The 24,131-nt window shown below is 68.7% G+C and carries 18 protein-coding genes and 1 pseudogene; 10 read left to right on the forward strand and 9 right to left on the reverse strand.

The window, feature by feature from the left end:
• Positions 1-2: 2 nt before the first annotated feature.
• Positions 3-278, reverse strand: coding sequence for a hypothetical protein (locus tag BIU95_RS00595; RefSeq protein WP_071249893.1), 276 nt, complete (start codon positions 276-278; stop codon positions 3-5).
• Positions 279-377: 99 nt separating this feature from the next.
• Between BIU95_RS00595 and BIU95_RS00600 the strand changes: the two genes are divergently transcribed.
• From BIU95_RS00600 to BIU95_RS00615, 4 genes and pseudogenes are all read left to right on the forward strand, one after another.
• Positions 378-1,055 carry a DUF4232 domain-containing protein gene (locus BIU95_RS00600; protein WP_056072520.1) on the forward strand — a complete coding sequence of 226 codons (678 nt, stop codon included), beginning with the start codon at positions 378-380 and terminating at the stop codon, positions 1,053-1,055.
• Between the two features lie 191 nt (positions 1,056-1,246).
• Positions 1,247-2,518: an SGNH/GDSL hydrolase family protein gene (locus BIU95_RS00605; RefSeq protein WP_071249895.1), complete on the forward strand. Its 1,272-nt coding sequence runs from the start codon at positions 1,247-1,249 to the stop codon at positions 2,516-2,518.
• A gap of 228 nt (positions 2,519-2,746) precedes the next feature.
• Positions 2,747-2,974: pseudogene (locus BIU95_RS00610) on the forward strand (GNAT family N-acetyltransferase); the annotation flags it as partial.
• Positions 2,975-3,034: 60 nt separating this feature from the next.
• Complete coding sequence (locus tag BIU95_RS00615; RefSeq protein ID WP_139179573.1) at positions 3,035-4,363, forward strand: hypothetical protein; 1,329 nt, start codon at positions 3,035-3,037, stop codon at positions 4,361-4,363.
• Between the two features lie 159 nt (positions 4,364-4,522).
• Here BIU95_RS00615 and BIU95_RS00620 read toward each other — a convergent pair whose 3' ends face one another.
• Together BIU95_RS00620 and BIU95_RS00625 are read right to left on the reverse strand one after the other, a co-directional pair.
• Positions 4,523-5,461 carry a serine hydrolase gene (locus tag BIU95_RS00620; RefSeq protein ID WP_017887737.1) on the reverse strand — a complete coding sequence of 313 codons (939 nt, stop codon included), beginning with the start codon at positions 5,459-5,461 and terminating at the stop codon, positions 4,523-4,525.
• On the reverse strand, positions 5,461-7,425 hold the full coding sequence (locus BIU95_RS00625) for a M13 family metallopeptidase (protein ID WP_031260081.1): 1,965 nt from the start codon (positions 7,423-7,425) through the stop codon (positions 5,461-5,463). The genes BIU95_RS00620 and BIU95_RS00625 overlap by 1 nt, the downstream gene beginning before the upstream one ends.
• Before the next feature lie 81 nt (positions 7,426-7,506).
• Between BIU95_RS00625 and BIU95_RS00630 the strand changes: the two genes are divergently transcribed.
• Entirely contained in the window at positions 7,507-8,844 is a 1,338-nt protein-coding gene (locus tag BIU95_RS00630; RefSeq protein ID WP_071249899.1) for a uracil-xanthine permease family protein, read from the forward strand.
• Positions 8,845-9,009: 165 nt separating this feature from the next.
• Here BIU95_RS00630 and BIU95_RS00635 read toward each other — a convergent pair whose 3' ends face one another.
• Together BIU95_RS00635 and BIU95_RS00640 are read right to left on the reverse strand one after the other, a co-directional pair.
• A complete protein-coding gene (locus tag BIU95_RS00635; protein ID WP_071249901.1) occupies positions 9,010-9,774 on the reverse strand; it encodes a hypothetical protein in 765 nt (254 codons plus the stop codon).
• On the reverse strand, positions 9,774-10,349 hold the full coding sequence (locus BIU95_RS00640) for an RNA polymerase sigma factor (protein WP_083389165.1): 576 nt from the start codon (positions 10,347-10,349) through the stop codon (positions 9,774-9,776). Before BIU95_RS00640 ends, BIU95_RS00635 begins: the two co-directional genes overlap by 1 nt.
• Before the next feature lie 237 nt (positions 10,350-10,586).
• Between BIU95_RS00640 and BIU95_RS00645 the strand changes: the two genes are divergently transcribed.
• The 3 genes from BIU95_RS00645 to BIU95_RS00655 are packed head-to-tail and all read left to right on the forward strand — an operon-like array spanning position 10,587 to position 13,599.
• Positions 10,587-11,897 (forward strand): MATE family efflux transporter, encoded by a 1,311-nt coding sequence (locus BIU95_RS00645; RefSeq protein ID WP_071249903.1) that lies wholly within the window; start codon positions 10,587-10,589, stop codon positions 11,895-11,897.
• Positions 11,898-11,956: 59 nt separating this feature from the next.
• Positions 11,957-13,177, forward strand: coding sequence for a lipopolysaccharide biosynthesis protein (locus BIU95_RS00650; protein ID WP_071249905.1), 1,221 nt, complete (start codon positions 11,957-11,959; stop codon positions 13,175-13,177).
• Positions 13,174-13,599, forward strand: a complete 426-nt coding sequence (locus BIU95_RS00655; protein WP_071249907.1) for a hypothetical protein — start codon at positions 13,174-13,176, stop codon at positions 13,597-13,599. Before BIU95_RS00650 ends, BIU95_RS00655 begins: the two co-directional genes overlap by 4 nt.
• Positions 13,600-13,692: 93 nt before the next feature.
• On the opposite strand, the gene BIU95_RS00660 is transcribed toward BIU95_RS00655, so the two are convergent.
• On the reverse strand, positions 13,693-15,201 hold the full coding sequence (locus BIU95_RS00660; protein ID WP_139179574.1) for a phospholipid carrier-dependent glycosyltransferase: 1,509 nt from the start codon (positions 15,199-15,201) through the stop codon (positions 13,693-13,695).
• Between the two features lie 336 nt (positions 15,202-15,537).
• Between BIU95_RS00660 and BIU95_RS00665 the strand changes: the two genes are divergently transcribed.
• Positions 15,538-17,184: a hypothetical protein gene (locus tag BIU95_RS00665; protein ID WP_139179575.1), complete on the forward strand. Its 1,647-nt coding sequence runs from the start codon at positions 15,538-15,540 to the stop codon at positions 17,182-17,184.
• Between the two features lie 262 nt (positions 17,185-17,446).
• Here the strand turns inward: BIU95_RS00665 and BIU95_RS00670 are convergent, their stop codons facing one another.
• From BIU95_RS00670 to BIU95_RS00675, 3 genes are all read right to left on the reverse strand, one after another.
• Complete coding sequence (locus BIU95_RS00670; RefSeq protein WP_139179576.1) at positions 17,447-17,902, reverse strand: hypothetical protein; 456 nt, start codon at positions 17,900-17,902, stop codon at positions 17,447-17,449.
• Positions 17,903-18,266: 364 nt separating this feature from the next.
• A complete protein-coding gene (locus tag BIU95_RS18035) occupies positions 18,267-21,290 on the reverse strand; it encodes a hypothetical protein (RefSeq protein ID WP_139179577.1) in 3,024 nt (1,007 codons plus the stop codon).
• Positions 21,291-21,639: 349 nt separating this feature from the next.
• Positions 21,640-22,773, reverse strand: coding sequence for a substrate-binding domain-containing protein (locus tag BIU95_RS00675; protein ID WP_071249915.1), 1,134 nt, complete (start codon positions 22,771-22,773; stop codon positions 21,640-21,642).
• 105 nt (positions 22,774-22,878) lie between these two features.
• Between BIU95_RS00675 and BIU95_RS00680 the strand changes: the two genes are divergently transcribed.
• Positions 22,879-24,129 (forward strand): MFS transporter, encoded by a 1,251-nt coding sequence (locus BIU95_RS00680; protein WP_071249917.1) that lies wholly within the window; start codon positions 22,879-22,881, stop codon positions 24,127-24,129.
• The last annotated feature ends 2 nt before the right edge of the window (positions 24,130-24,131 follow it).

Raw genomic sequence — 24,131 nt, forward strand, 5'->3', positions numbered from 1 at the left:
CGTCAGGCCTTGTCGGTGTCGGTGTACTCGCCGACCTCGCCGTTCTGGGCCGGCTCGGCCTCGCCGGGGATGTCCGAGTCGACGTACTCGCCGTCGGGCCCGGCGCCGTTCGGACGGGTCTCGCCGGGGATGTCGCTCGAGACGAACTCGCCGACGGGCTCCGTCGACTCGACGTGCTCCTCGCCCGGGATCTCGCTGTCGGTGAAGGCTCCGGCGCGGGGCTCGACCCCGTCCGCGCGACCCTCGTCGCCTCGTGCCTGTTCGTGCTTGCCCGTCATGTCCGACCTCCGCTGCTCGGGTTGCTTGCCTCGGAGTGTGCTCGGGGTCCCTGGACGCCGACCGAACCGGATGCGGCGTTCGGTGGTTGCCTGTGCAGCATGCAACGCAGCAGCCGATCCAAGTTCCTGCTCGTCGTGACCGGGCTCGTCGCCGTCGGGACACTGGCGGGGTGTGCCTCGGACGGGCAGCCCGCCGCCACCGAGACGGTCACCGCGCCCGCGCCGTCGCCGTCCGCGTCCGCGCCGGCGTCCGCACCGCAGTCGTCGGACGAGTCCGCCTCGACGGCACCGTCCACCGGTTCCGGGTCGTCCGCCGGTTCCGGTTCTGCTTCCGGTGACCGGTGCGCGGTGTCGTCGCTGGCAGGACGCATCGAGGCCGGCAGCGGTGGTGCCGCCGGCAGCGTCATCGTGCACCTGGTGCTCGAGAACACCGGGTCGACGACCTGCACCGTGCAGGGGTGGCCGGGCGTCTCGTTCGTCGGGGGTGGCACCGGCAAGCAGATCGGTGCGGCCGCGACGCAGGAGAAGAACGCGCCGCACCCGACCGTGACCCTCGCACCCGGCAAGACCGCCGTCGCACCGCTCAAGATCGTCCGGGCCGAGAACTACCCGTCGGGTGACTGCTCGGCGAAGACCCCGGACGGCTTCCGCGTGTACCCGCCCGGGTCGAAGCAGTCCCTGTTCGTGAAGGACACGGACTACAAGGCCTGCGCGTCCGCCGACGCCTCGCTGCTGTCCGTGCAGGCGTTCGTGCCGGAGGGGCAGGCGACGTCGTAGCGGTCGGATGTTCGACGACAGCTGTCGGACGATCCGCTGGCACCGATCCCGGGAGTGGACAGGCCTGTTGCTCACGACGGAACTGACCTATGGTCGTCGTGGGATGGGGGTTCTCTCAGGTTGCCGCAGGTCGGCAGGACCGGAGAGTGCGCTCGTGCCGTGACCACCGCATCGATGCTCTTGGGGGAAACATGACGGATCACAGTTCGAAGAGCGGCCGGGGGATCTCGAGGCGAGGTCTGCTGCAGGGCGCTGCCGTCACGATCGGCGGATCAGCCCTGGCCGGCGCTGCGGCGTCACCGGCGACCGCGGCAGCCACCAAGCCGTTCATCCCGTCGGGACTGACCTACTCCGCGAGCGACCCGCTCGCCGGGTTCTTCCGCAAGGTCGCCGCCGGCACCGCGACCATCGTCACGGCGGGCGACTCGATCACGGAGGCGTTCGGCGCGGCCTCGCCGCAGAAGGGGTACCCGGCACGGGTGCGGGCACGACTCCGCAACGGTGCTGGGCAGGCACCCGGCGGGTTCGACTACGTCCCCGCCCGCTCGCAGTACGCCACGGTCGACAAGCCGCCGACCACGGTGACCTACGTCTCGTACACCGGAGCGAACGGTGCCGCGATCGACCTCCGCTCCGCCACGTACGCAGGCGCGCGGAGCACGAAGTCCGGACTCGGCCGACGAGCCGTCGCGCTGACCGGCACCGGCGTCCGGTCGGCGACGTTCACGCAGCGCTGCACGTCCTTCGTGCTGTCGTGGCGGGCGACGAGCACGCGAGACGCCGTCTCCGTCGCCATCGACGGCACCAAGGTCACCCTGCCGGCGGTCTCCACCGGTGAGCAGACCTGGACCAGCCCGAAGTCGGCCTCCGCGGTCCGCACCGTCACGGTGACGTGGCAGAGCGGCGAGCCGTTCCTCGAGGGCTGGCAGCTCTTCGACGGCGACGAGGGCGGTGGGTTCCACGTCCTCGAGGCATCGCAGTCGACCTCGCGCACCGAGGGGTTCTCCCTCGCGTCGTCGGCCGCCAACGGCAACGACACCTGGGCGGATGCGCTCCGTCGGTTCTCGCCCGACCTGATCACGTCGATGTGGGGAACGAACGACTACGGCGTGGTCACCCCCGCGGTGCTGACGCAGCAGACGGTCAACTACCTGGACCTGGTGCACGACCGGAGCCCGGACTCGGCGTTGCTCGTGATCATGCCGTACCAGCTGGGCAAGGCGTCGGCCGCCGAGTGGGCGAAGTACCGCGCCGCACAGCAGCAGGCGGTGACCACGTTCCGGTCCGCGAACCCGGGTGTCGCGATCGGGTTCTTCGACCTCGGTGCCTACGTGCCGCCGTACTTCGGGCAGACCGGCACGACGGGCAACACCTACATGTACGACGGGATCCACCCGAACGACACCGGCTACGACGTCATCGCGGCGATCCTCTACGCCTACCTGACGTCGAGACCGGCCTGAGCTGGGGCCCCGTCCGCGTGGTGATCGCGGGCGGGGCGCAGTCCGTGACGAGCGGGAGCTCCGGACCGTGGGCACCGCGAACCGCAGGTACGGACAAGCCAAGGAGCGCCGTCGTGGGGATTCGGGTCGACACGACGGCGCTCACACCACACGTCATCGTGTGCCAGGCGACGCTCGCCCCCGCGCGTCGCCAGCAGCGATGCTCGTCCGGATCCGACCGGGCGTCAAGGAACGATCGTGTACGTGCAGGACGTCCTCGTCGTGCCGTCCGCGCACCGGTCGGGCGTCGGCGGTGCACTCCTCGACGCGGTCCTGCAGCGGTACGCCGACGTTCGCCAGACGGTCCTGCTCACCGACACCGAGGCGGGGCAGCGGGCGTTCTACGAGTCGCGTGGCTTCGTCGAGGCCCACGACGTCGAACCCCAGCCGCTGCGCTCCTTCGTGCTCCTGCGCTGAGCGGGGATGGGTCCCGCGACCGATTCCGTGCGGCACCACGGCGTTCCTAGACTCGGACGCATGGGGGCTCGCGCACGGACACGTTCAGCAGGAGCGCTCGCGACCGCGCTCACCGTCGTGCTCACACTCGCCGCGTGCACGTGGTCACCGCCACCGCCGACCGGATCGGAGTCGGCGCTCGCGAAGCTCATCACCCGGATCGAGCGGTTGCCCGGCGTCGACACGGCCGAGGGCGAGGTCCGTCAGGTCGACGCGAAGGACGACCCGCACAACTGGATCACGTCGCTCGAGGTGCGGGCCGACACGACGGACCTCGCGGTCGCCGAACGGATCCGGAACACGGCAGCGCGGGGTGTCACCGGCACGACGCTGTCGGTGACCGTGGACGTGCCCCGCGGCCGGGCGTCGGCGCCGGTCGCAGTCGACCCGATGGACCCCGACGTCGTCGAGCTGGCCGGTCGGTTGCGTGCGGAGCCCTTCGTGCGTCGGCTGTGGCTGACGCCGTCCAATGCAACGATCCGGCTCGTGCCGGGCATCAGCTTCAGCGACGCCGTCGCGCAGGCCCGGCCGATCGTCGACGATCACCCGGCCTCCCTGATCCGTGGTGACGTGTCCGTCGGCATCACTGCGACGCACCCCGGGCGAGCACTCCTGCGCACGATCGACGGGTTCGACCGCGACGGTGACCACGACGTCGAGGGCCTGTACTACTCACCGGGCACGACCTACGCCGACGCTGCGCAAGCACCCGCAGACGAGTACGGAGCGGCTGCCGAGCCCGAACGGCCTTCCCTGTCGATCGACGGCGAACGACTCGGCGCCGTCGCCGACGTCCTCGTCCGGACGAAGGACGAAGCCGCCGATGCACACCGCGCTCCGCGCACCGCGTTCTCCGTCGGCCTCGACGGGACGAGCGGCTGGCTCGGACTCCCCCTCGACGCCAAGAAGCCGCAGGACGCCACTGCCCCGGGCACCCCGACGTCGGGCCCGTCGCCGACCCCCTGGGTGGCCGCCGACGTCAGCGACCGGGCCGCGACGCTCCGGGCGTTCCTCGAGCGCTCCGCCGACGCTGCCGGGGTCCCGGCGACCGTGACCACGGGCACCGAACAGTGCGCGCCACCCGGATCGAGCTGGTCGCCCGACGCGACCGGCACCCGCGCGACGGCGTTCAGCATCGTGCCCGTGTTCCAGATCGTCGACGACGCGCAGGCGCCGTTCGACGCCGTGACCGCGCTGTGGACTTCCGAGGGCTTCGAGGTCAGCGGCCGGGCGATGGGCCGGGACTACTGGTCGTCGTCAACGGATGCGGATCCTGCCACGGCGAGCATCCGGGGCACGGTCGACGGCCTGAGTCTGCGCGCGGAGTCGGTCTGCGTCCCGCGGCCCTGACCCGGCGACACCGCACCCGCCACCGTCCGTAGCGTCCGCGCTCCCCGAGTCTCGGCCCCGCGGACAGTGTCGCCGTTGCTGCGCCCGCGATCTGTCCGCCGGACCGAGACTTGGCACGAGCAGCGGCAGCGGCAGCGGCAGCGGCAGCGGCAAGCGCGCTCAGCGACGAGCCGGGGCGTGCACCGCCTCGAGCACCTCGGTGCCCATGGTCCGCAGCGCCTCGACCACGGCCAACCGCCGCTGCAACGAAGCGTCGTCGAACGTCACCGTCACGGCGTAGCTGACCGACGACCCGGGCCCCCGCAGGATCCCCGCCTCGGCCCGCACGCCGGTGCTCGACCCGGTGACCGCGACGACCTGCAACCCGTGGTCGAGTGCCCGGTGCGCCAGGGGGTCGAGCCCGAAGGAACCGGCGACCAGGTTCAGGTCACTCGCCAGGGACAGCCAGCCGAGCACCCGGTTCGACACCGCCTCGTCGACGACCTCGCCGAGCGCCAGGCCGCGCATCACCCACGACAGTTCCCCGGTCGGTGCGACGGACGCGTCGGGGGCATCATCCGGCCCGCGGCGGTCCCGCACGCGGTCGATCAACGCCGTGCGCTCGATGCCCAGGGACTCCGCGCGCTCGCGGACGGCGTCGATGCCCACCGTCGTCAGCAGCGCGTTCATCGCCCAGGCATCGGCGGTGGCCCCGACCAGGGTCGCCAGGTCGGGTACCTGCATGGTCGGCTCCTGCAGGAACTGCCACAGGCCGGCGCCGGTCGCGGTGTCGCGGGCCATCCGCTGCAGCCGGTCACCGTGCAGGCGGCCGTCCTCGAGCTGGGCGGCGACCTCGATGAGCAGCAGGACGCGGCCCAGGCTCGCGACCGGCTGCACCAGGGTGTCGTCGATCCCGAGCAGTGCCTTGCCGCTCGACGTGTCGATCACCGAGGCACTCACCCCGGCGCCCTCGAGCGCGAGCGCACCGAGGGCCTCGGTGGTGGCGGTGAAGCGGTCGTCGGCCCGGCCGCTGTGCCGCCCACGACCGCGGCCGCCACCTGCTGGGCGGTCGTCCGGTCGCCGGCGGCGCGACGACCGGGCCGCGTCCGACTCCGTCATCACCAGATGGCGACGCGCTCGGCGGGGTCGAGGTACATCGCGTCCTGCTCGGTCACGCCGAAGGTGTCGTACCAGACGTCGATGTTGCGGACCACCTGGTTGCAGCGGAACTCGTTCGGCGAGTGCGGGTCGATCGACAGCAGACGCGCGGCCTCTTCCGGTCGGATCGCCATCCGCCAGGCCTGTGCCCAGCTCAGGAAGAAGCGCTCGGCGCCGGTCAGTCCGTCGACGACCGGGGGCTCCTGACCGTCGAGCGACAGCAGGTACGCCTTCCACGCGATCGACAGGCCACCGAGGTCACCGATGTTCTCGCCGATCGTCAGGGCACCGTTCACGTGGCTGTCGGGCACCTCGGTCGGCACCAGGGCGTCGTACTGCGCGATGAGGGCCTTCGTGCGCTCCTCGAACGCCGCGCGGTCCGCTTCGGTCCACCAGTTCTCGAGCTTGCCGTCGCCGTCGTACTGCGACCCCTGGTCGTCGAAGCCGTGACCGATCTCGTGCCCGATGACGGCACCGATCGCGCCGTAGTTCGCGGCGGCGTCGCGGTCCGCGTCGAAGAACGGGAACTGCAGGATCGCGGCCGGGAACACGATCTCGTTGAAGCCGGGGTTGTAGTACGCGTTGATCGTCTGCGGGGTCATGAACCACTCGTCGCGGTCGATCGGCTTGCCGATCTTGCCGAGCTCGCGGTCGACCTGGAACGAGGCGACGGCGCGGACGTTCGCGACCAGGTCGTCGGCGCGGACGGGCAGCGCCGAGTAGTCGCGCCACTTCACCGGGTAGCCGATCTTCGGCGTGAACTTGTCGAGCTTGTCGAGCGCACGGGCACGGGTCTCGTCGGTCATCCAGTCGAGCGCCGTGATGCTCTGCCGGTACGCCTCGACCAGGTTGGCGACGAGGTCGTCCATCTTCGCCTTCGAGGTCTCGTCGAAGTGCTCCTGCACGTAGATGCGGCCGACGGCCTCGCCCATCGCACCCTCGACCAGCGAGACGCCACGCTTCCAGCGCTCGCGCTGCTTGGGCGCACCGGTGAGTGCGGTGCCGTAGAACGAGAAGTTCGTGGCCGAGAACGCGCTCGTCAGGTACGCGGCGGAGCCACGGATGACCTGCCAGCGCAGCCAGTCCTTCCAGACCTCGAGCGGCTGGTCGTTCAGCAGGTCGGCCAGGCCGGTGATGAACGAGGGCTCGCGCACCACGACGGTCTCGAACGCGCCGGCGGGGGCGTCGATGGCCTGCCACCAGGTCTGCAGGTCGACGCCCTTCGCGAGCGCGGCGACCTCGGCCCAGGGCAGCTTGTTGTAGGTCTTCTGGCTGTCACGCGTGGTGACGTTGTCCCAGTGCTTCGACGCCAGCGCCGTCTCGAGTGCGACGACGTGCTCGGTGCGGGCGCCGCCGTCGTCGAACCCGGCGAGCGGGAACATCGCCGCGACGAACTCGCGGTACTTCTCGCGGATGTCGGCGAACCGCTCTTCGCGGTAGTACGACTCGTCGGGCAGGCCGAGGCCGGACTGCTCCAGGAACACGACGTAGGACTCGGGGTCGCCCGGGTCGTTGTCGACGAAGAGCTGCAGGAAGCTCGGCAGGCCGAGGCGCTCGAAGCGGCCCACGGCGGCGATGACCTCGGGCACGGAGTCGATGGCGGTGATCTCGGCGAGCAGGTGCTCGATCGGCGCGGTGCCGAGCTCCTCGAGGCGCGCTTCGTCGGTGAACGAGGTGAAGAGGTCACCGACCTTGCGCTCCTCGGTGCCGGGCGCGGCCTGCTGCGAGCGCTCGATGATGTCGCGCACGGCGATCTCGGCGGCTTCGGCGAGCACCGTGAAGGAGCCGTACCGGGCCTTGTCGTCCGGGATCGGCGTCGCCTCGATCCAGGTCCCGTTCACGTGGCGGTACAGGTCGTCCTGGGGGCGCACCGCTGGGTCGAGTTCGTCAGTGTGGATGCCGGAGGCACGTGCGACGTCGGTCATGCGGTCCACGATAGCCACCGACCCCATGGGGCAGGTCGATCCGGGTCGTCACCGGCACACGGCTGCCGGTACGGTCATCGCATGGGACTTCCGTGGAAGCTGCACGGCGACGGCAAGACCGTCTCCGCGACGACGATCGTGGCACCCGACGAACGGCTCACCTGGCCCCGGACGATCGGCCTCGGTGTGCAGCACGTCGTCGCGATGTTCGGCGCCACGTTCCTGGTGCCCCTGATCACCGGGTTCCCGCCGTCGACGACGCTGCTGTTCAGCGGCATCGGCACGATCCTGTTCCTGCTCATCACGGGCAACCGCCTGCCGAGCTACCTCGGCTCGTCGTTCGCCTTCATCGCCCCGATCGGTGCGGCGACCAAGATCGGCGGCATCCCGCTCGCCCTGTCCGGCATCATCGTCGTCGGCGCGCTGCTCGCGATCGTCGGGCTCGTCGTGCACCTGGCCGGCGCCGGGTGGATCGACCGGCTGATGCCCCCGGTGGTCTCCGGCGCGATCGTCGCCCTGATCGGCTTCAACCTGGCGCCGTCGGCCCGGAAGAACTTCACGGAAGCCCCGGTCATCGCGGTCATCACCCTCGCGACGATCATCCTGGTCACGGTCGTGTTCAGGGGCCTGATCGGCCGCCTGTCGATCGTCATCGGTGTGCTCGTCGGGTACGTCGCCGCGCTCATCGGCGGTCAGGTCGACTTCTCGAAGGTCGGTGACAAGGCGTGGATCGGTCTGCCGGACTTCACCGCTCCCGCGTTCGACCCGTCGCAGCTGCCGATCTACCTGGCGTTCGTGCCGGTCGTCCTGGCGCTGGTCGCCGAGAACGTCGGCCACGTCAAGGGCGTCGGGCAGCTGACCGGCCGTGACCTCACGCCGCTCACCGGTCGCGCGCTCTTCGCCGACGGCATCTCGACCGTCCTGGCCGGCATCGGTGGCGGCTCCGCCACCACCACCTACGGCGAGAACATCGGCGTCATGGCCGCCACCCGCGTCTTCTCCACCGCCGCCTACTGGGTCGCCGCGATCGCGGCCGTCCTGCTCGGCCTGTCGCCGAGGATCGGCGCCGTCATCTCCTCGGTGCCCGCCGGCGTTCTCGGGGGCGCCACCACCGCGCTCTACGGCCTGATCGGCATCATCGGCATCCGGATCTGGGTCGAGAACCGCGTCGACTTCTCGAAGCCGAAGAACCAGCTGACCGCCGGAATCGCCCTGATCATCGGCATCGCGAACTTCACGTTCACCTTCGGCCAGGCCAGCTTCGGCGGCATCATCGTGGGCACCATCGCCGCGATCGTCGTCTACCACGTGATGGACGTCATCGGCCGGGCCCGCGGCACCGACGAGCCCTCGACCGAGGTCGCTGACCCCGCACACGCCGCCACCGGCGCCGTCCCCGCGGAACCGCGCGCCGACTGACGCGAGTGGTCGGCCGGCCGTCGCCACGCGCCTGACGACGTGGGACCACCGGACTGGAGGCCCGTGGCGGCGCCGCCACGGGCCTCCCGTCCGTCCCGTTCTGCGTTGCGGACCGGAACGCCCCCCAGTCGGTCGCTCCGGTCCGCAACGCGCTCCTCGCCCGGTTCAGCGCGGCGCGCTGGGCGACGGGGTCGCGGTCTGCACGGACTCCTGCTCGTCGATGTACCGCTGATCGAGCGGGACCTCGTCGGCGACCCCCGCCGTCCACTGCCCGACCACGGTGGTGCCGTCGGACTCGTACACATCGCCGCCGTCCGGCTCGCTCCACAGGACCCAGCCCTCGCGGCCGTTGTCCGCCCTCCCGGGGACCAGATCCGGGTGACCCGACGCGTTCGGGACCCCGTAGGTCTGGCCCTTGTCGTTGACCGCCCAGTCCGACGTGACCGCGTTGGCGTACTGCAGCGTCGCCGTCCACCGCGTCCCCGCCGACGCTTCGATGCTGAACGTCGTCGTCCCTCGCTCCGGGAGCCGGCCGTCGACGACGCGCATCGTCCCTTCGTCCCGACAACTCAGGCCGGATGCGCCACCTCCGACGGTGGGGACTCGGACCATGCCGACGTCGTTGCGGCACGTGATGTCGACGATCACGGCACCCGCGGTGTCGGGAGCCTGCCCGATGTCGACCAGTGCGGGACCGGTGTGCGTCGCAGTGGTCGTGCGCCCGACTGCTGCCGTCGTCGTGGTCCCCGGGAGCCCGGCGACGACCAGGGCGGCGGCGCTCGTCGTCACCGCGATCGCTGCGACGGAGACGATCGAGACGCCGATGCGTGCACGTCGTTGCTGGCGCTGCAGGGCGCTGGGTCGTGTCCCGATGGCGGCCAGCTCCGAGCGGACCGCTGCAGCGGCGTCGGGATTCATGTCGATGCTCATCAGTAGGTGCCTTCCGGTGCGTTGCGGACACTGGGACGGAGGTCGTGCAGGTCGCGTTGCAGGCGCTGGCGCATCCGGTGCAACCGCACGCGTGCCGCCGGCGGTTTGAGACCGACCGCCTGCGCGGCCTGCCAGACCGGCATCTCCTCGACCCCGGTGAGCACCAGCAGCGCGGCATCCTGCGGCGCGAGGCCCCGGATCGTCGTCCTGAGGCGTTCGCGGGCCTCGAGGTCTTCGGCGTCCGTGGCAGGAGCGTGGGGATCGTCCCGAGGGAGCGCGTCGAGGAGTTTCCGGTACCGCGCCGCCGCGCGTCGGTGGTTCTGGGTCAGGTTGACCGTCGTGACCAGCAACCACGGAGCGACGGAACCCGCCACCAGAGTGACGCTCTTGCGCTTGCGCCAGAGCTCGTAGAACGCCGCCGCGGTGATGTCCTCGGCGTCGTGGGAGTGCTCCGTCAGGCTCAACGCCCGTCGGTAGATGCGTGGTCGGTGCCGGTCGAACAGCGCGGCGAACGCAGCCCCGTCATCACGGACCGCTCGCGTCCACAGCGGGCCGTCGTCCTGTTCGTCCTTCACACTCTGGAGTGTCCGGTCACGGCTCCAGCGTTACAGACGCCAGCGGATCGGCTCGTCGCGCAACGAGGTCGTGCGGGGCGCAAGCCCGAGGACGTGGGACCGCCGGACTGGAGGCCCGTGGCGGACACGGCCACGGGCCTCCAGTCCGTCCCGGGGTCACGCCCACCCCGCCTGGTGACCACGACGGGTCGGCATCGCCGACAGAATGGGTCGGTGCACCGACCGACGCGACCCGCTGTGACCGCTGAGCGGCGCGCGGTCGACCGCGACATCGTGCGGCTGGCGGTGCCGGCGCTCGGAGCGCTCGTGGTCGAGCCGCTGTTCCTGCTGACCGACACCGCGCTCGTCGGGCACCTCGGGGCGACGCCGCTGGCGGCCGTCGGGCTCGCGAGTGCCGTGCTGTCGACGGTGACCGGGCTGCTGGTGTTCCTGGCGTACTCGACGACCCCGGCCGTGGCACGGGCACTCGGTGGTGGCGACCGTCGCGGAGCCGTGCACGCGGGCATCGACGGGATGTGGCTCGCGCTCGTGCTGGGGGTGGTGCTGGCACTGGTCGGGTGGCCGCTCGCCGGGCCGCTCGTCGACCTGTTCGGCGCGTCCGCCGAGGTGTCGGCGGCGGCGACCGCGTACCTGACCATCTCGCTGATCGGGCTGCCCGGCATCCTGGTGGTGACGGCTTCGACCGGACTGCTGCGTGGGCTGCAGGACACGAAGACCCCGCTCGTCGTCGCGACCGTCGGGTTCGTCGCGAACGGGCTGCTGAACGCGGTCCTGATCTACGGCGCCGGCTGGGGAGTCGAGGGATCCGCCGCCGGCACCGTCATCGTGCAGTGGGCGATGGCCGTCGTCTACGTGCGCATCGCGGTGCGGGCCGCTCGGTCGTCGGGGGCGCCGCTGCGCCCGGGCGCCTCGGGCGTCGCACGGGCCCTGCGGTCGGGGGCATGGCTGTTCCTGCGGACCGCGTCACTGCGGATCGCGATGCTCGCCACCGTCGGGGCCGCCGCCGGGCTGGGGACCACCGGGCTGGCGACGACGCAGGTCGGGCTGACCGTCTTCTCGACGCTGGCGTTCGCGCTCGACGCCCTGGCGATCGCCGGGCAGGCGCTCGTCGGACACGGACTCGGCGGACGTGACCCGGAGCGGGTGCGACTGGTGACACGACGGCTCGTGCTGCTCGGGATCGCCGGCGGTGTGCTGCTCGGGGTGCTGACCCTGGCGGTGAGCGGGGTGCTCGGGCCGGTGTTCTCGGACTCGCGGGCGGTGCAGGACGCCCTGCCCGTCGTGCTGGTGCTCATCGCCGTCGGGATGCCCGTCGCCGGGTACGTCTTCGTGCTCGACGGGGTGCTGATCGGTGCCGGTGATGCGCGGTACCTGGCCATCGCCGGAGGTGTGAACCTCGTCGTCTACCTGCCGCTGCTCTGGTGGGCCGGCGGGACGCTCGCGGGGCTGTGGGCGGCCTTCGCCCTCGGGTACATCGGGGTCCGGGCGGTGACGCTCGGGGTGCGGGCGCACCGGCGCGGCTGGGTGGAACAGGCGTTGGCGCGGTGAGCGGGTCTTCTCCGGCTGGGCCCGCTTCGTCTGCTGAGCCTGCGGGCCCGTCGTCCTCGGTGGCTTCGTCGGCCGTACTCGCCACGGTCGGCATCGGGGTGCAGGGTGTCGCGAAGCTGCTCGTGACCGTCGTCGTCGGTCGGGTGTTCGGCACCGAGACCCTCGGGCAGACCACGGCGCTGCTGTCGCTCTCGGTGTTCGTCGCCCTGCTCTGGCCGAACGCCGCGGGCAACACCGCATCGCGGTTCCTGGCGATCGCGCTGCGGGGTCGGCGGTCGGACGCCGCGGTGAACCGGCTGCTCGGGGTGTCGATGCTGGTGTCGAGCGTGGTGCTCGCCGCGGTCACCGTGCCGGTCGCGCTGGCCTGGGGCAACGGCCCCGGCATGGTGCTCGGCGGTGCCGCGGTCGTCGTCGGCTACGGCCTCTACTGCTATGCTCGAGGCGCGCAGCTCGGCTACGACCGGGCACCCCGGGTCGCGCTCTGGGACTCCGTGACGAGCGTGCTGGCGCTCGGGCTGCTCGTGGTGGCGTGCGTCGCACGGCTCGAGCCCTTCGTGCTGCTTCCCCTGGCCATCGGGTACACGGTGTTCGCGATCGCGTGCTGGCCGCGGGGCAACGGCTTCGCGCCTGCTTCACACGAATCCGCCGCCGGGGTGCTCGGGTTCGCAGCATGGAACGTGCTGGCGGTGGTGACCTCGAACGGGTTGCTGCAGTTGACGATGATCTCCGCGCAGGTGACGTCGTCGGCGCACGACGCCGGTGTCTACGCGGCCGCCTTCACCCTGGCGACGCCGGCGTCGATGCTCGGGCAGGCGTTGGGGCAGGTGCTCGTGCCGGCGTTCGCGCACCGGACCGATGGTGGATCGCTGCGCTCCCGCGGAGCGCTGCTGCTCGTCGTCGGGTTCGCTGCGGCATCCGCCGTCGTCTTCGGTCTGATCGCCCTGCTCGCCGGGTGGTTCCTGCCGATCGTCTACCCCGCCGAGGGCGCAGCTGCCGTCGCCGACCTGCGGTACCTGATGGTCGCGGTGTGGGTGTTCACCGTCGGGCTCGTGCCGGCGGCGTTGCTCCTTGCCGCTGGACGCTCACGGCAGGTCGCACTGGCTTCGGTCGCGGGGTTCGTCGTCGGGGCTGGACTCATGGCGGTGCTCGGGCCCGTCGCCGGTGTCGCTGGTGGGACCACGGGGTTCTTGGTCGGGAGTGCGGTCAACCTGGTCGCGGTGGTGGTGCTCGGGGTGCGCACCAGCGCCGTGCCTCGACGATCCGTTGGGAATGTCGCATGAAGCTCGCACGGAACCACTCGCGGACCCCGCTGCTCACGAGCATCGGGATCGTCGCCGCGGTCGCGTTGGCCGGCTGCTCCGGACACAACGTCCCGACCGATGTCGGAGGCGAACCCTCCGACGCCTCGGAGACCGCCGCGAGACAAGCAGCGGTCGAGGGTCTCGAGGAGCACGACGAACACCGCTTCGTGTCGGCGGTGGGACAGGATCAGCGTTCCGGCGCGGTCAGGGCGTGGAAGGTCTGCGAGCCGCTCCTGACACCGGGTGCGAAGGTCACCTCCAACGACGCGGTGGTGACGACAATCGTCGGCGTCTTCGTGCACCCTGCCGACAAGCGGGCGAAGGACTGCTGGGTCACGCTGTCGTGGGCAGAAGGTCAGGGGTGGAGCATGACGGCTGAACTGTCCGCCGCCGAGGACTAGGCCGCACACGCTTCGTGCGCGGGAGCCCGTGGCCGTGGCCGTGGTGCGGCGGGCTCCCTCGACCCCGCCGGTCAGGGGGTCGCTGCTGCGCCGCTACGGGGCCAGTTCGAGCACGCCGTCACGTTTCCGGATCGAACCGTGCTCGGGGATCCACACCTGGAGCTCGTCCACGGTGAAGTGCTCGAACTCGTCGTGGTGGGTGCGGAGGAACGACGCCACCCCCGGCTGCATCGGGAACCGCCCATCCACGCCCTGGACGACTGCAGTGACGTCGTCGGCGTCGCGCTCCCAGGTCCCACGGGGCGGTGGGAAGTACGGCTTCCACGCGACGATGTTGTACCCGCCGAACAGGACGGTCCCGTGGTCGACGCCGCGGGCGCGCAGCTCCGCGTCGAGCCGAGCGATGCCGGCGACACGAGCCTGCGCCACGGCGGCGCCGAGCCGGACGACGGGGGCGACGGCGAGTGCGAGCACCAGGCCCACAGCGGCCACACGGAACAGCGCCCGCCGCCGGCCGGGATGCTGCGCCGGCCAGCCCGCACGCCCGAACCCGATCCCGGCGAGGGCGATGAGGAGCGGCATCCACGCGTAGTAGTAGTGCCCGAGCGCGACGTGGGACGACGTCAGGAACACGACCTGGGCGCCCAGGCCGATGGCCAGGTACGCCACCAGGCGGTCCGGACGGAACACGAACGCTGCGACCAACCCGATGACCAGGACGAGGACCAGCCACCGACTCGTGCCCTGTGCGAAGTACACGAAGTTCGCCCACCACGGGGCCGACTGGTACTCGTGTCCGAGCAGCCTGATCGTGTGTCCCGTCGCGCTGTGCTCCGACTGGAACTGGAGCATGTGCAGGAAGCCACGACCGAACCCCAGCGGCGCGTACAGCAGGACGAACGCGACGATGAAGGTGCCGGCAGCGATGAGTCCGCCAGTCAGCAGGTCCGACCACCGGCGGAACAGCATCGGCAACGCGATGATCGCGAGCACGATCACGGCCGGCGTCACCTTCGAGGTCACCGCGAGTGCGAGCAGCAACCCGGACGCGGCAGCCCAGAGCCAGCGCCGGCGGTCGACGCCGTTCACCCACCGCCACGCCGCGTACATCGCCGCCACCGCGAAGAACATCATGACCGGCTCGAGCAGGGCCGTGCGGTCCATCCTCGTCGCCACACCCGACCCCGGATCCGCCCAGGCGATGCCGTTGGCCCGTGGGGTCAGCCACCAGAGCGCAGCCGTGATCAGCGCCGCCCAGAAGCCGACGGACCGCCGGAACCACAGGAAGAAGACCAGTCCGATGCCGAACGAAGCGGTCGCTGCGACGTAGCGCGGGCCGAGCGGTCCAGGCCCGCCGAGGGCGAGTTCGGCGAGCCCGAACAGGTACTTCGCGGTCGGCGGGTGCTCGAGGTTCCGGATGAAGACGCCGTGGACGTACTCCCACCCGGAGACGACGTACACGTCCTCGTCGACGTCCACACGCTGCCGACCGACGTGCCAGTACGCGAACACCAACGCCACACCGACCACGATCACGAACGTGACGACGCGCAGGAGCTGTTGGCGATCGAGCGATCGTCGAGTGCGATGAGGAGCCGTCACGACCGTCTAGTCTTCCACGCACGCCGACCGCAGCAGCCACGCCACCCGACGGACGGACCCGTTTACCGACCGGCACGACTGCTCGAGCGGCCGGATCAGCAGAGCCGTCCGCGACGCGTACGACGCCCCACACCGACGCCACCCCCGACACGATTCAGCCGGCCATTCCTTCGGGTGACCGGCCGTTCTCGTTGATGCCGACGAAGCGATTTTCTGTGGAAGCAGCAAGGTTCGCGGTGCGCCGGGAGAACCGGCTACTCTCCAGCCGAGACGACAGTTCACACCGAGGGGCGGTGTGGCTCGTCCGTGAAGTGGGGAAAAGTGAATACTCCGTTCGTGCTGCCGAGATCGAGAACTCTCTGGCGGTCGCTCGTCCTGATCGTCATGGTCGTCGCGCTTGCACTCGCCTCGATCGTGGCGATGTCGCCACCTCGAGCCGAGGCAGCTGGCGCTTGTGGGACGGCTTGCGACGACATCTCTGCCGACCCGGCAACGCTCGCGAAGCAGCTCGGGGGCTTCGTCACAGCGGGTACCTTCACCGCGACCGCGAACGGCGCCGGCGACACCAACGATCTGTACCGAAACGAGATCCTCCCGATCGCGAACGGGAACCCGACGCCGGGCTGCCAGCTCGACACTCGGGTCCTCCAGACACTCGTCATCGTGACCAAGAAGTTCGGATCGTTGCGGGTCAATGACCTGAACCGTCGTTGCCCGACGATGACGCACCCCGTCTCTTGCGCGAGCAACGAGAGCTCCCTGCACTGCATCGACCCGAGTGTCGCGATCGACTTCGGTTCCGTCGGCGGGTCCACTGTTCAGGGTCCTGACGCACGCACGCACGAGTTGCTGGACTTCCTCGACACCTTCGTTCCGAAGGGGACGCAGGCCGGGCAGTCACAGTGCAGGCCCACCTGGTCCTTCACGAACATCACCCGCCAGTTCGTGGACACCTGCAACCACCAGCACGTCGACTTCAGCAACGTGACCAGCCCGCTGTCGATCTCACCGTCGTCGTACTCCAACGGCACCGCCGTGGCGGTGCGTGCGAACACCGGCACACTGTGGACGTGGACCGGCAGCGCCGGCACCCCGGGCTTCGCCGCGAACTCGGGCCGACAGATCCAGGACGGCACCTCCCCCGCACTTGCACGGGACGGCTCGAACGCCGCAGCCGCCTACGTCGACCCCAGCGGGACGCTCTGGACCTGGAAGGGCAAGGCCGGCACGACCGGCACCGCCGCTTCGGCCGGGGTCGGCGTCAAGCCAGGCACCAGCCCGGACATCGTCTCGCTCGGCGATGGAAACTTCGCCGTCGCGTTCCAAGCGAACACCGGGGATCTCTGGACCTGGAAGGGCACCGCTGGCTCAACGGGCTACGCGCAGTCCACCGGACAGGGCATGAAGGACGGCACCAATCCGTCCATCACCACCGTCGGCAGCGGCGTGTCCGTCGCCTACCAGGCCGAAAGCGGAGGCCTCTGGACCTGGTACGGCCCGGCCGCGACCACCGGCACCGCCAAGAGCGCAGGCCTCGGGATGAAGGACGGGACAAGCCCGGCGATCACACGGGTCAACGGGTCCACCGTCGCCGTGTCCGCGCAAGCGAACACCGGCAAGCTCTGGGTCTGGAGCGGCACACCGCGGACGACCGGGCTCGCCGTGCAGACCGCTGTCGGCATGAAGGCGGGCACCAGCCCGTCGATCACGCTCGTGGGGTCGGAACTCGCCGTGGCAGCGCAAGCGAACACCGGAGACCTCTGGACCTGGCACGGAGCTCCGGGCGCTGCTGGGTTCGCACACTCGGCGGACGTCGGTATGAAGACCGACACCAGCCCGTCAGCAGCGACCGAGGGCGACCACCTCGCCGTCGCAGTCCAGGCGAACACTGGCTCGCTCTGGACGTGGACCGGCGACGCCGGCACGGACGGCTTCGCTTCCGCCGGCAACGTCGGTATGCGGAACGACCCCGGGATCGGCTAGACCCGAAACACCGGACCGAAGAAACGCCCTGTCTCCACGCACTCGGAGACAGGGCGTTTCCCGTCCAACCGCGCCCCCGCTCGACCTGGTCGGTGAGATCCGCCGCGATCAGGCCGTCCGCGGCTTCCAGGCCTGCGGCACCGCCATCGAAGCGTGACTACCCCGCGCTCCAGACGCTGGCCTGAGCGGCCCCCAAGACGAGCAGGGTGCGCCGCGCCCATGCAAGTCCCGTTCCCCGTCGGACCGGACGGTTGCTCGTCGGTCAGGACGTCGGCGCGACCCCGAAGGCCGAAGGGCTCCTGCCGATGGCGTGCAGCAGCCCGCGGACCTCCCATGTGCCGGACCCGACCTCGATCGCGTGTTCGGCCGGCGTGTCGATGCGGCCAGCGATTGTCCGGTTGTTCGTCCGCGTCACTCCTTCCCAGAGGACGGGTTTCCCGCAGTCCTCCGTGGTGATGACGACCCGCGCATCCTGTCCACCGATGCCACGGTTCGACGATCCGCGGGTGATGCCCTCGGCCGACGTGACGTCGCAGCGGAGCGTGACCCGGTGGCCGAGGTCGTACGAGCGCAGCGCGGCTGGAGCGATCAGCCCGGCCACGACGATGACGGTGATCACGCCGATCCCGACGACGAAACGGACCACGGCACGAGCCCGTGCGCGAGCCGCGGCCGTCGTCGGTGCGTTCAGCGCGCGATCAGCTCGATGGCCGGTCATGATCATCCTCTCGCCGGGTGGCCTGTCCATGTTGCCGGACCGCTGGCGTCAGAAGCTGTCCGTCTGAGACGTCCGCTCCTGTCAAACCGCCTTCGACTCGGAGCCACGAGCGAGCGATCTCGACCGCCTCATCCCCAAAGCGTGATGGCGACAGCGCGCATCCAACAGCGTGGTCGTCCACAACACCCCGGGCTGTGCCGGAGCCCCATCTGCCACCGCGAACAACGAACGCAGCACCGAGCCGACATGACGCTCTTATGTCAGAACCCGGGGGGCACCGTAAGGAAAGCCGACAGCCCATAATTCTCGCTGATTCTCACCAAACGATCCAGTTACCGACTGGAGTCGGCCAGAAGCCTTCACCCTAAGTTAACAAATCAGCATGCTCGACATCGTCAACCGCAAAGCCATAACGACGGTTCAGCAAGTCCCGCATATATCCACTATCAGTGCGCTCACCTCTACTTCGTATATCCCAACTTCGCGCGACCGCAAGGGTCTGTAGGAGGAGGTTTTGATCAAGAGTAGTTTGAATATATTCAACAGGAATGCGGGGATCAGTTTCCTCCTCAGGGCGGGATGCTAATTCGTACATTTCGGCCGGGCTTAACTGACCAGGCGTGGCTGTCTCGCGCTGAGCACGCCAATTTAGCCCGACGTTCTGGAAGGCCATTAGGATTTGCCAATCTAGCCAGCCATTATCACGAAGATCCGCAATAGCTTCACGCCCACGCTCGTCCTCAACAAAGTTTTTGAAGGACAATTGCCAGGCCTCTGCCGCAGTGTACCGTTTTGCTATCGCCTCAAGCGAGACTATGCGATCGTATCCGGGCCCTTGCGAGATCGACGGGGCGAGCGAATCATGAACTTTAGGGAGGAAGGACACGGATGAGCTTGGTCGCTGTGCCCCAGCACATCTTTCATAATGCTCATCGGACAGAAAATCGGCAGATTCAACATACGGTCGCCCTACCAGTATCTTGTTCACAAGACCCTCCTGCATAGCTGCGTTCAGCACAGACAAGAGATCAGCATCAGGACGAGGGTGCACTTCACTCAATAGTTGCATACATGTAGCCACGAGCCAGCGCGAAAGCTCGGCCATATTTGACGGAGGGTTATGTAGAACCAACCGCGCTTCAACTTCTTCTCCGGATTGCTCGATCGTGAGGTCACTCTGTCCCACGTCGTCGTCTCCCACATACGAGATAATAACCCGCGCATTTGCCCCTATAATCACTGGTTCAAAACGTGCAACATCAGCAAGAAATACCTGAAGGGCGGCCACAAACTGTTCGGCGAGAAGCACGGCGACTCGGTCGTTGTCGAACTTGAATGCCCATCCGACACCAAGAGCCGAGAAGGCGATTTCCCGCGTCGGACCGAGGTCGCCAAGGATGGGACCGTAAAACTGATCTCTCGCGAGCTCCTGATACTCGCGCTCATCGAATGGGAGTGCAGCCCCGGGAGCCGATGCTTGCTCGGCTAAATCGTCGAACCAATCCCTAGTTGTCGAGTGTGAATCGCGCAATAAGCACTCGCGATCGCGCCAAAACGCCCGGGTCGCCAACAGTGCCATCAATTCGTTGAGTGAGCGGGCACTCAGGTCGTCGTGTTTCGATGCGTCGAATGCATTCACGGAATAGGAGTTGTGTGCAAGTAGCGCTACTTCGGTCAAGGCTGCGGCGTCGACCCAGCAACCCGACGAATGCGCCAGTTCGGCAAGCTCAAATAAGGCCTTGGGCACCTGCGCTTTGAGGTCGACATCAGCACTTCCGTGCGCGAACATTATAGCGCTAGCCGCATACATCTTGCCTGCGTACACGAAACCGATACTCGCGTAAAGCTTTGCGATATAGCGGGCGGCAACGACGGCACCGTGCATCGAGTCGCCATGGAACCACTTAACTTTGGCAGAATGCATCTCAGCTAGTGCCTCTAGGGGTTTTCCTGCCCTCGAAAACCCTATTGCGCGATCTCGGCATCGTTCGGCCAGAGAGCCGTCACCTTCAACGGTCGAGACCGCGACATCAAGAGCGTCCCGAATCTTCGCATAGTTTGTGCGCGACGAGAGAGCAGGTGCGAATAGGTCAAACAACTGCGCGAGACTGCTGATGGGGAACGCTCGTGCTTCAGGAATCAACGACACAAGCTGATCGAGATACATCATGGCCCTGTCAAGGTCCAACAGCCCAAACTCGGCAAAAGCCGGATCAACAGACATAGGATCAAGTCGTTTCCCAGCGTGTGGAGCCCGCTCCACCTTACGAGGAGTGAACCCGCGGTCTTCTAGACGCTCCCATTTTGGTTGAAAGTGCATGTAGATCAGAGTGGCCAGCAGAGAAGATGCACGCACGGGGTATTGCACGCGATCGGTAGCTTGCAACTGAAGCCTGATGTGCTCAAGCAACGCGTGCTGCCTACCCGATATCTCTCCGGCGGTCGAGCTCGAAACTCCGGTCATCCACATGTTCCCCCAATAAAACATAAGGGTGGATGCGTCATCGAGGACGCTCGGTGATGTAACAGAACCTGCGTAGTCGACTGCACGTCGAATCAACGCCTCGCTCGCTCCAGCGAAACCCATACCGCGGAACTGTGCGACGGAAATCTCGTAGCAAGCGCGAAATTGGAGTTCGCCGGAGGTCTCCGGGTTTAGAAAAGCCTCCATAAAGCTCAGCCACTCGGGTAGATCAGCGCTAGCAGTTGGGTCGAAGGTCGCGTACCGGAGCCCCTCCGAGATCTCACCTTGGGTGGCTGGAGTCAGAGCGACAGGTCCCCCGTAATTGCGTAGGTTTGTGAGTAATTTCCCATACCAGCTCGGTGTGGCCTCTGTATCAGGCGGTGGCACCATGGACGAGGGCACTTGCAGATGATGTTGCGCAACCCATACCAAGTCTGGTTCAGCAAGCAAGGTTGCAATCTTCATGCCGCTATAGACGTCAAGAGTGACTCCATAGTCTTCACGTGCTTTCTTTTGCAGCTCGTGAGTAACCGCCTCGGCGATCGAGGCAACACTGAAAAATGCGACCAAATCAACGGGGGATGCACCTTCGCTGCAAATCCCAGCTAGGTCAGCCAGGATCTTGCCTTTGAGTCCCGTCTTTTGCACGGTGCAGGCCACGACAGTCGCCGAAGTAGCCGCGGAGGCAGCAAATCCAGCAGCATTGGGTAGTTCGTCCGGAATGCGTGTCGTGTAGGATTCTGCGTCCCGTTGTTGATCACCACCGGCACTTACGGGACCATTAGCTACTACTATATTAGCGCTTATCCGCTTACGAGCGATGCGAGTTGCGATCTGCTCAAACTCATGATGCTCGTTCCGCTCTCCGAGTTGGTGCAGCCGGAATGCTATATACGATTCGAGTTCGGGAAGCGAGGAGCTCATAGGTCGATCATCCCGCAAGTGGCACACTGCCGGGCGCCTATAGGCGTCTTGTGCGATCTTTCTAGCTGAGCCGCAGCGGAGCGCTTCGGCCATGACCCGGTCGGCTCGCCGCTTGTCGGCTCGAAGGCCTTCACGGTACACAAGCGCGAGGTCGGCGGATCTGGCGCCTATGCGGCGCCGCGGACCACCTCGCCCGCGCCTCGAGCCGCCGTGGTTCTCGGCCATACCTCGACACCACGGCGTTGGAAGCACCGACGAGTGTTGTTCTGGGCTACGTCACATCACCTTCGCGACAGAAGCGTGCAAGGGTCCAGACCTGATGCCACACGCAGCCGGGGCGGTGCCTGCGTTAGTCGGTACCCGAGGCTGTCGGCGGCCCCGTCGTGTCCCCCACCCGCAACTCCGAGGTGAACGACGCGGGTTGCGGCTCCGCCCCCTCGAGCATCGCCAGGGCGGCACGGGCGGCGGCTTGGCCCTTCTGCACGAAGGGCTGCACAAGGGTGGTCAGATGCCGGATCGGGGTGCGGTGGAGCAAGCTGTCGTCCACCGTGATGCCGTCGAAGCCGACGATACTGACGTCCTCGGGGACACGGAGTCCGGCATCGAGTGCGGCCGAGATCACCCCGACGGCGATCAGGTCACTCTGGGCGATGACGGCGGTGGGGCGGGGGCCATCCGGTGCGAAGAGCTCGGTGCCGGCGAGACGCCCCTCTTCGACCGAGCTGCCGGCGGTCTCGATCGCGATGGCGTCCGGGTAGACCTGGCGCACACCACGCAGTCGCTCGAGCGTGGTGAAGGCGATGCCCTCGTCCTGACGGGCTGCGTCGATCGGGCCACGGCGGCGTGCGGCGTCGAGCGGCAGCGTCACGACGGTCACGGCAGAGTGCCCGAGCCCCTGCAGGTACTCGGCAGCACGGCGTGAGGCATCCCGGTTGTCGAGCTGGACGGGGACCGCGCCCTCGATCTCGTCCGCCTCGATCGCGACGACGGGGATCTGCCGACGGCGCAGCACCGCGACGGCGGGGTCGATCCGGACGTTGCACCCGACGAGCACGACGGCGTCCATCGGGGCATCGACCAGCGGGCCGGCGCCCTGCTCGTCGTCGAGCGGACTCCGGACGAGCAGCAGGGACACACCTGCGGCACCGGCGACCTCGGCGATGCCGTCGAGCGTCAGGACGTTGACCGGGTCACGGAAGGCATCGCTCAGGCGCTCGTCCATCACGACGCCGATGACGCCGGAGCGACCGCGGCGCAGGGAACGAGCACGGGGATCGGGACCGCCGTAACCCAGGTCGGCGGCAGCGGCGAGCACGCGGGCCTTGGCGTCCTCGGACACCGGGCCGAGACCACTGAAGGCGAGCGAGGCCGTCGACGGCGCGACACCGGCGGCACGGGCGACCGCGGCCAGCGTCGGGCGCGACGAACGGGTGACGCCGCCGCGGGAAGGCGACGCGCCGGGTCCTGTTGCCGGTTCGTCCATCGCCCGTTAGCGTAGCCGGAACAAGCAGTCGAATCGATTCGACAACCGCAACACCAGCACCAGAACGCGCAGCACCGAGCGCGTCGCAGCACGATGGGAACCACCATGACGACGCCGTCCACCCGCACCGTCCCGACCACCAAGGCCTGGATCATCGCGGTGTTCGTGGTGTTCGCCCTGTCCGGGCTCGACATCGCGACGTGGCTGGGCCGGATCCCGAGCGTCCGCGACTCCCTCGGGGCGAGCACGTTCGAGATGGGCCTGCTCGTGCTCGGCATGGCGGTCGGCTCCATCGGTGGGCTGACGTTCGCCGGACACATCGTCGCGAAGCTCGGTGCGAGGCGGGGCGTGCAGGTGGCTGCGGCATGCCTGGCGCTCGGCATGGTCTTCGCCGGGGTCGCGGTCACGCTCGGGTGGGGCTTCGCCGCCATCTGGATCGCGCTCATCGCGTTCGGCTTCGGCAACGGCCTGTGCGACGTGTCGATGAACGTCTCCGGCGCCGCCGCCGAGAAGGCCGGCGGACGCACGATCATGCCGCTGTTCCACGCCGCGTTCAGCCTCGGTACGCTCGCGGGTGCAGGCCTCGGCGCGCTGGCCGAGAAGCTCGAGATCCCGGTGTCGTGGCACTTCATCGTGCTCGTCGTCGTCACGAGCGCCGCCATGCTCGTCGCCGTCGCGAAGTTCCAGGACGAGCACCGCTTCGAGCAGCCGGTGTCCACCGACACCAGCCCGGTCGCGACCCCGCTCACCCGCTGGCAGGTCTGGGCACAGCCGTCCACCCTGCTCATCGGCGTGATCGTGCTCGGCATGGCGCTGGCCGAGGGGTCCGCGAACGACTGGCTGCCCCTGGCGATGATCGACGGCCACGGGCTCGACAACGCCGGCGGGGCTGCCGTGCTGACGGTGTTCCTCGCCGCGATGACCGCCGGCCGCGTCGCCGGCAGCCCGCTGATCGACAAGTTCGGCCGCGTGCCGATCCTGCGCATCAGCGCCGCCGTCGCGGTGGTCGGCCTGGGCATGCTCATCTTCATCGACAACGTGCCGCTCGCGATCGTGGGCGTCGTGCTCTGGGGCCTCGGTGCCAGCCTCGGCTTCCCGATGGGCATGTCCGCCGCGGCCGACGACCCCCGCACCGCGGCCGCCAAGGTCAGCGCCGTCGCGACGATCGGCTACGTGGCGTTCCTGGCCGGGCCGCCCCTGATCGGGTTCCTCGGCGAGCAGATCGGCCTGCTCGGTGCGCTGCTGATCGTCTTCGTGTTCATCATCGCGGCCGGCCTGGCCAGCGGCGCAGCACGCGAGACCGGCGCAGCAGCCCGACCCACCCGCGAGACCGAGCAGGCCGGCAACCGCAGCTGACG

The sequence above is a fragment of the Curtobacterium sp. MCBA15_007 genome (genome assembly GCF_001864905.1).
Lineage (GTDB): Bacteria > Actinomycetota > Actinomycetes > Actinomycetales > Microbacteriaceae > Curtobacterium > Curtobacterium poinsettiae.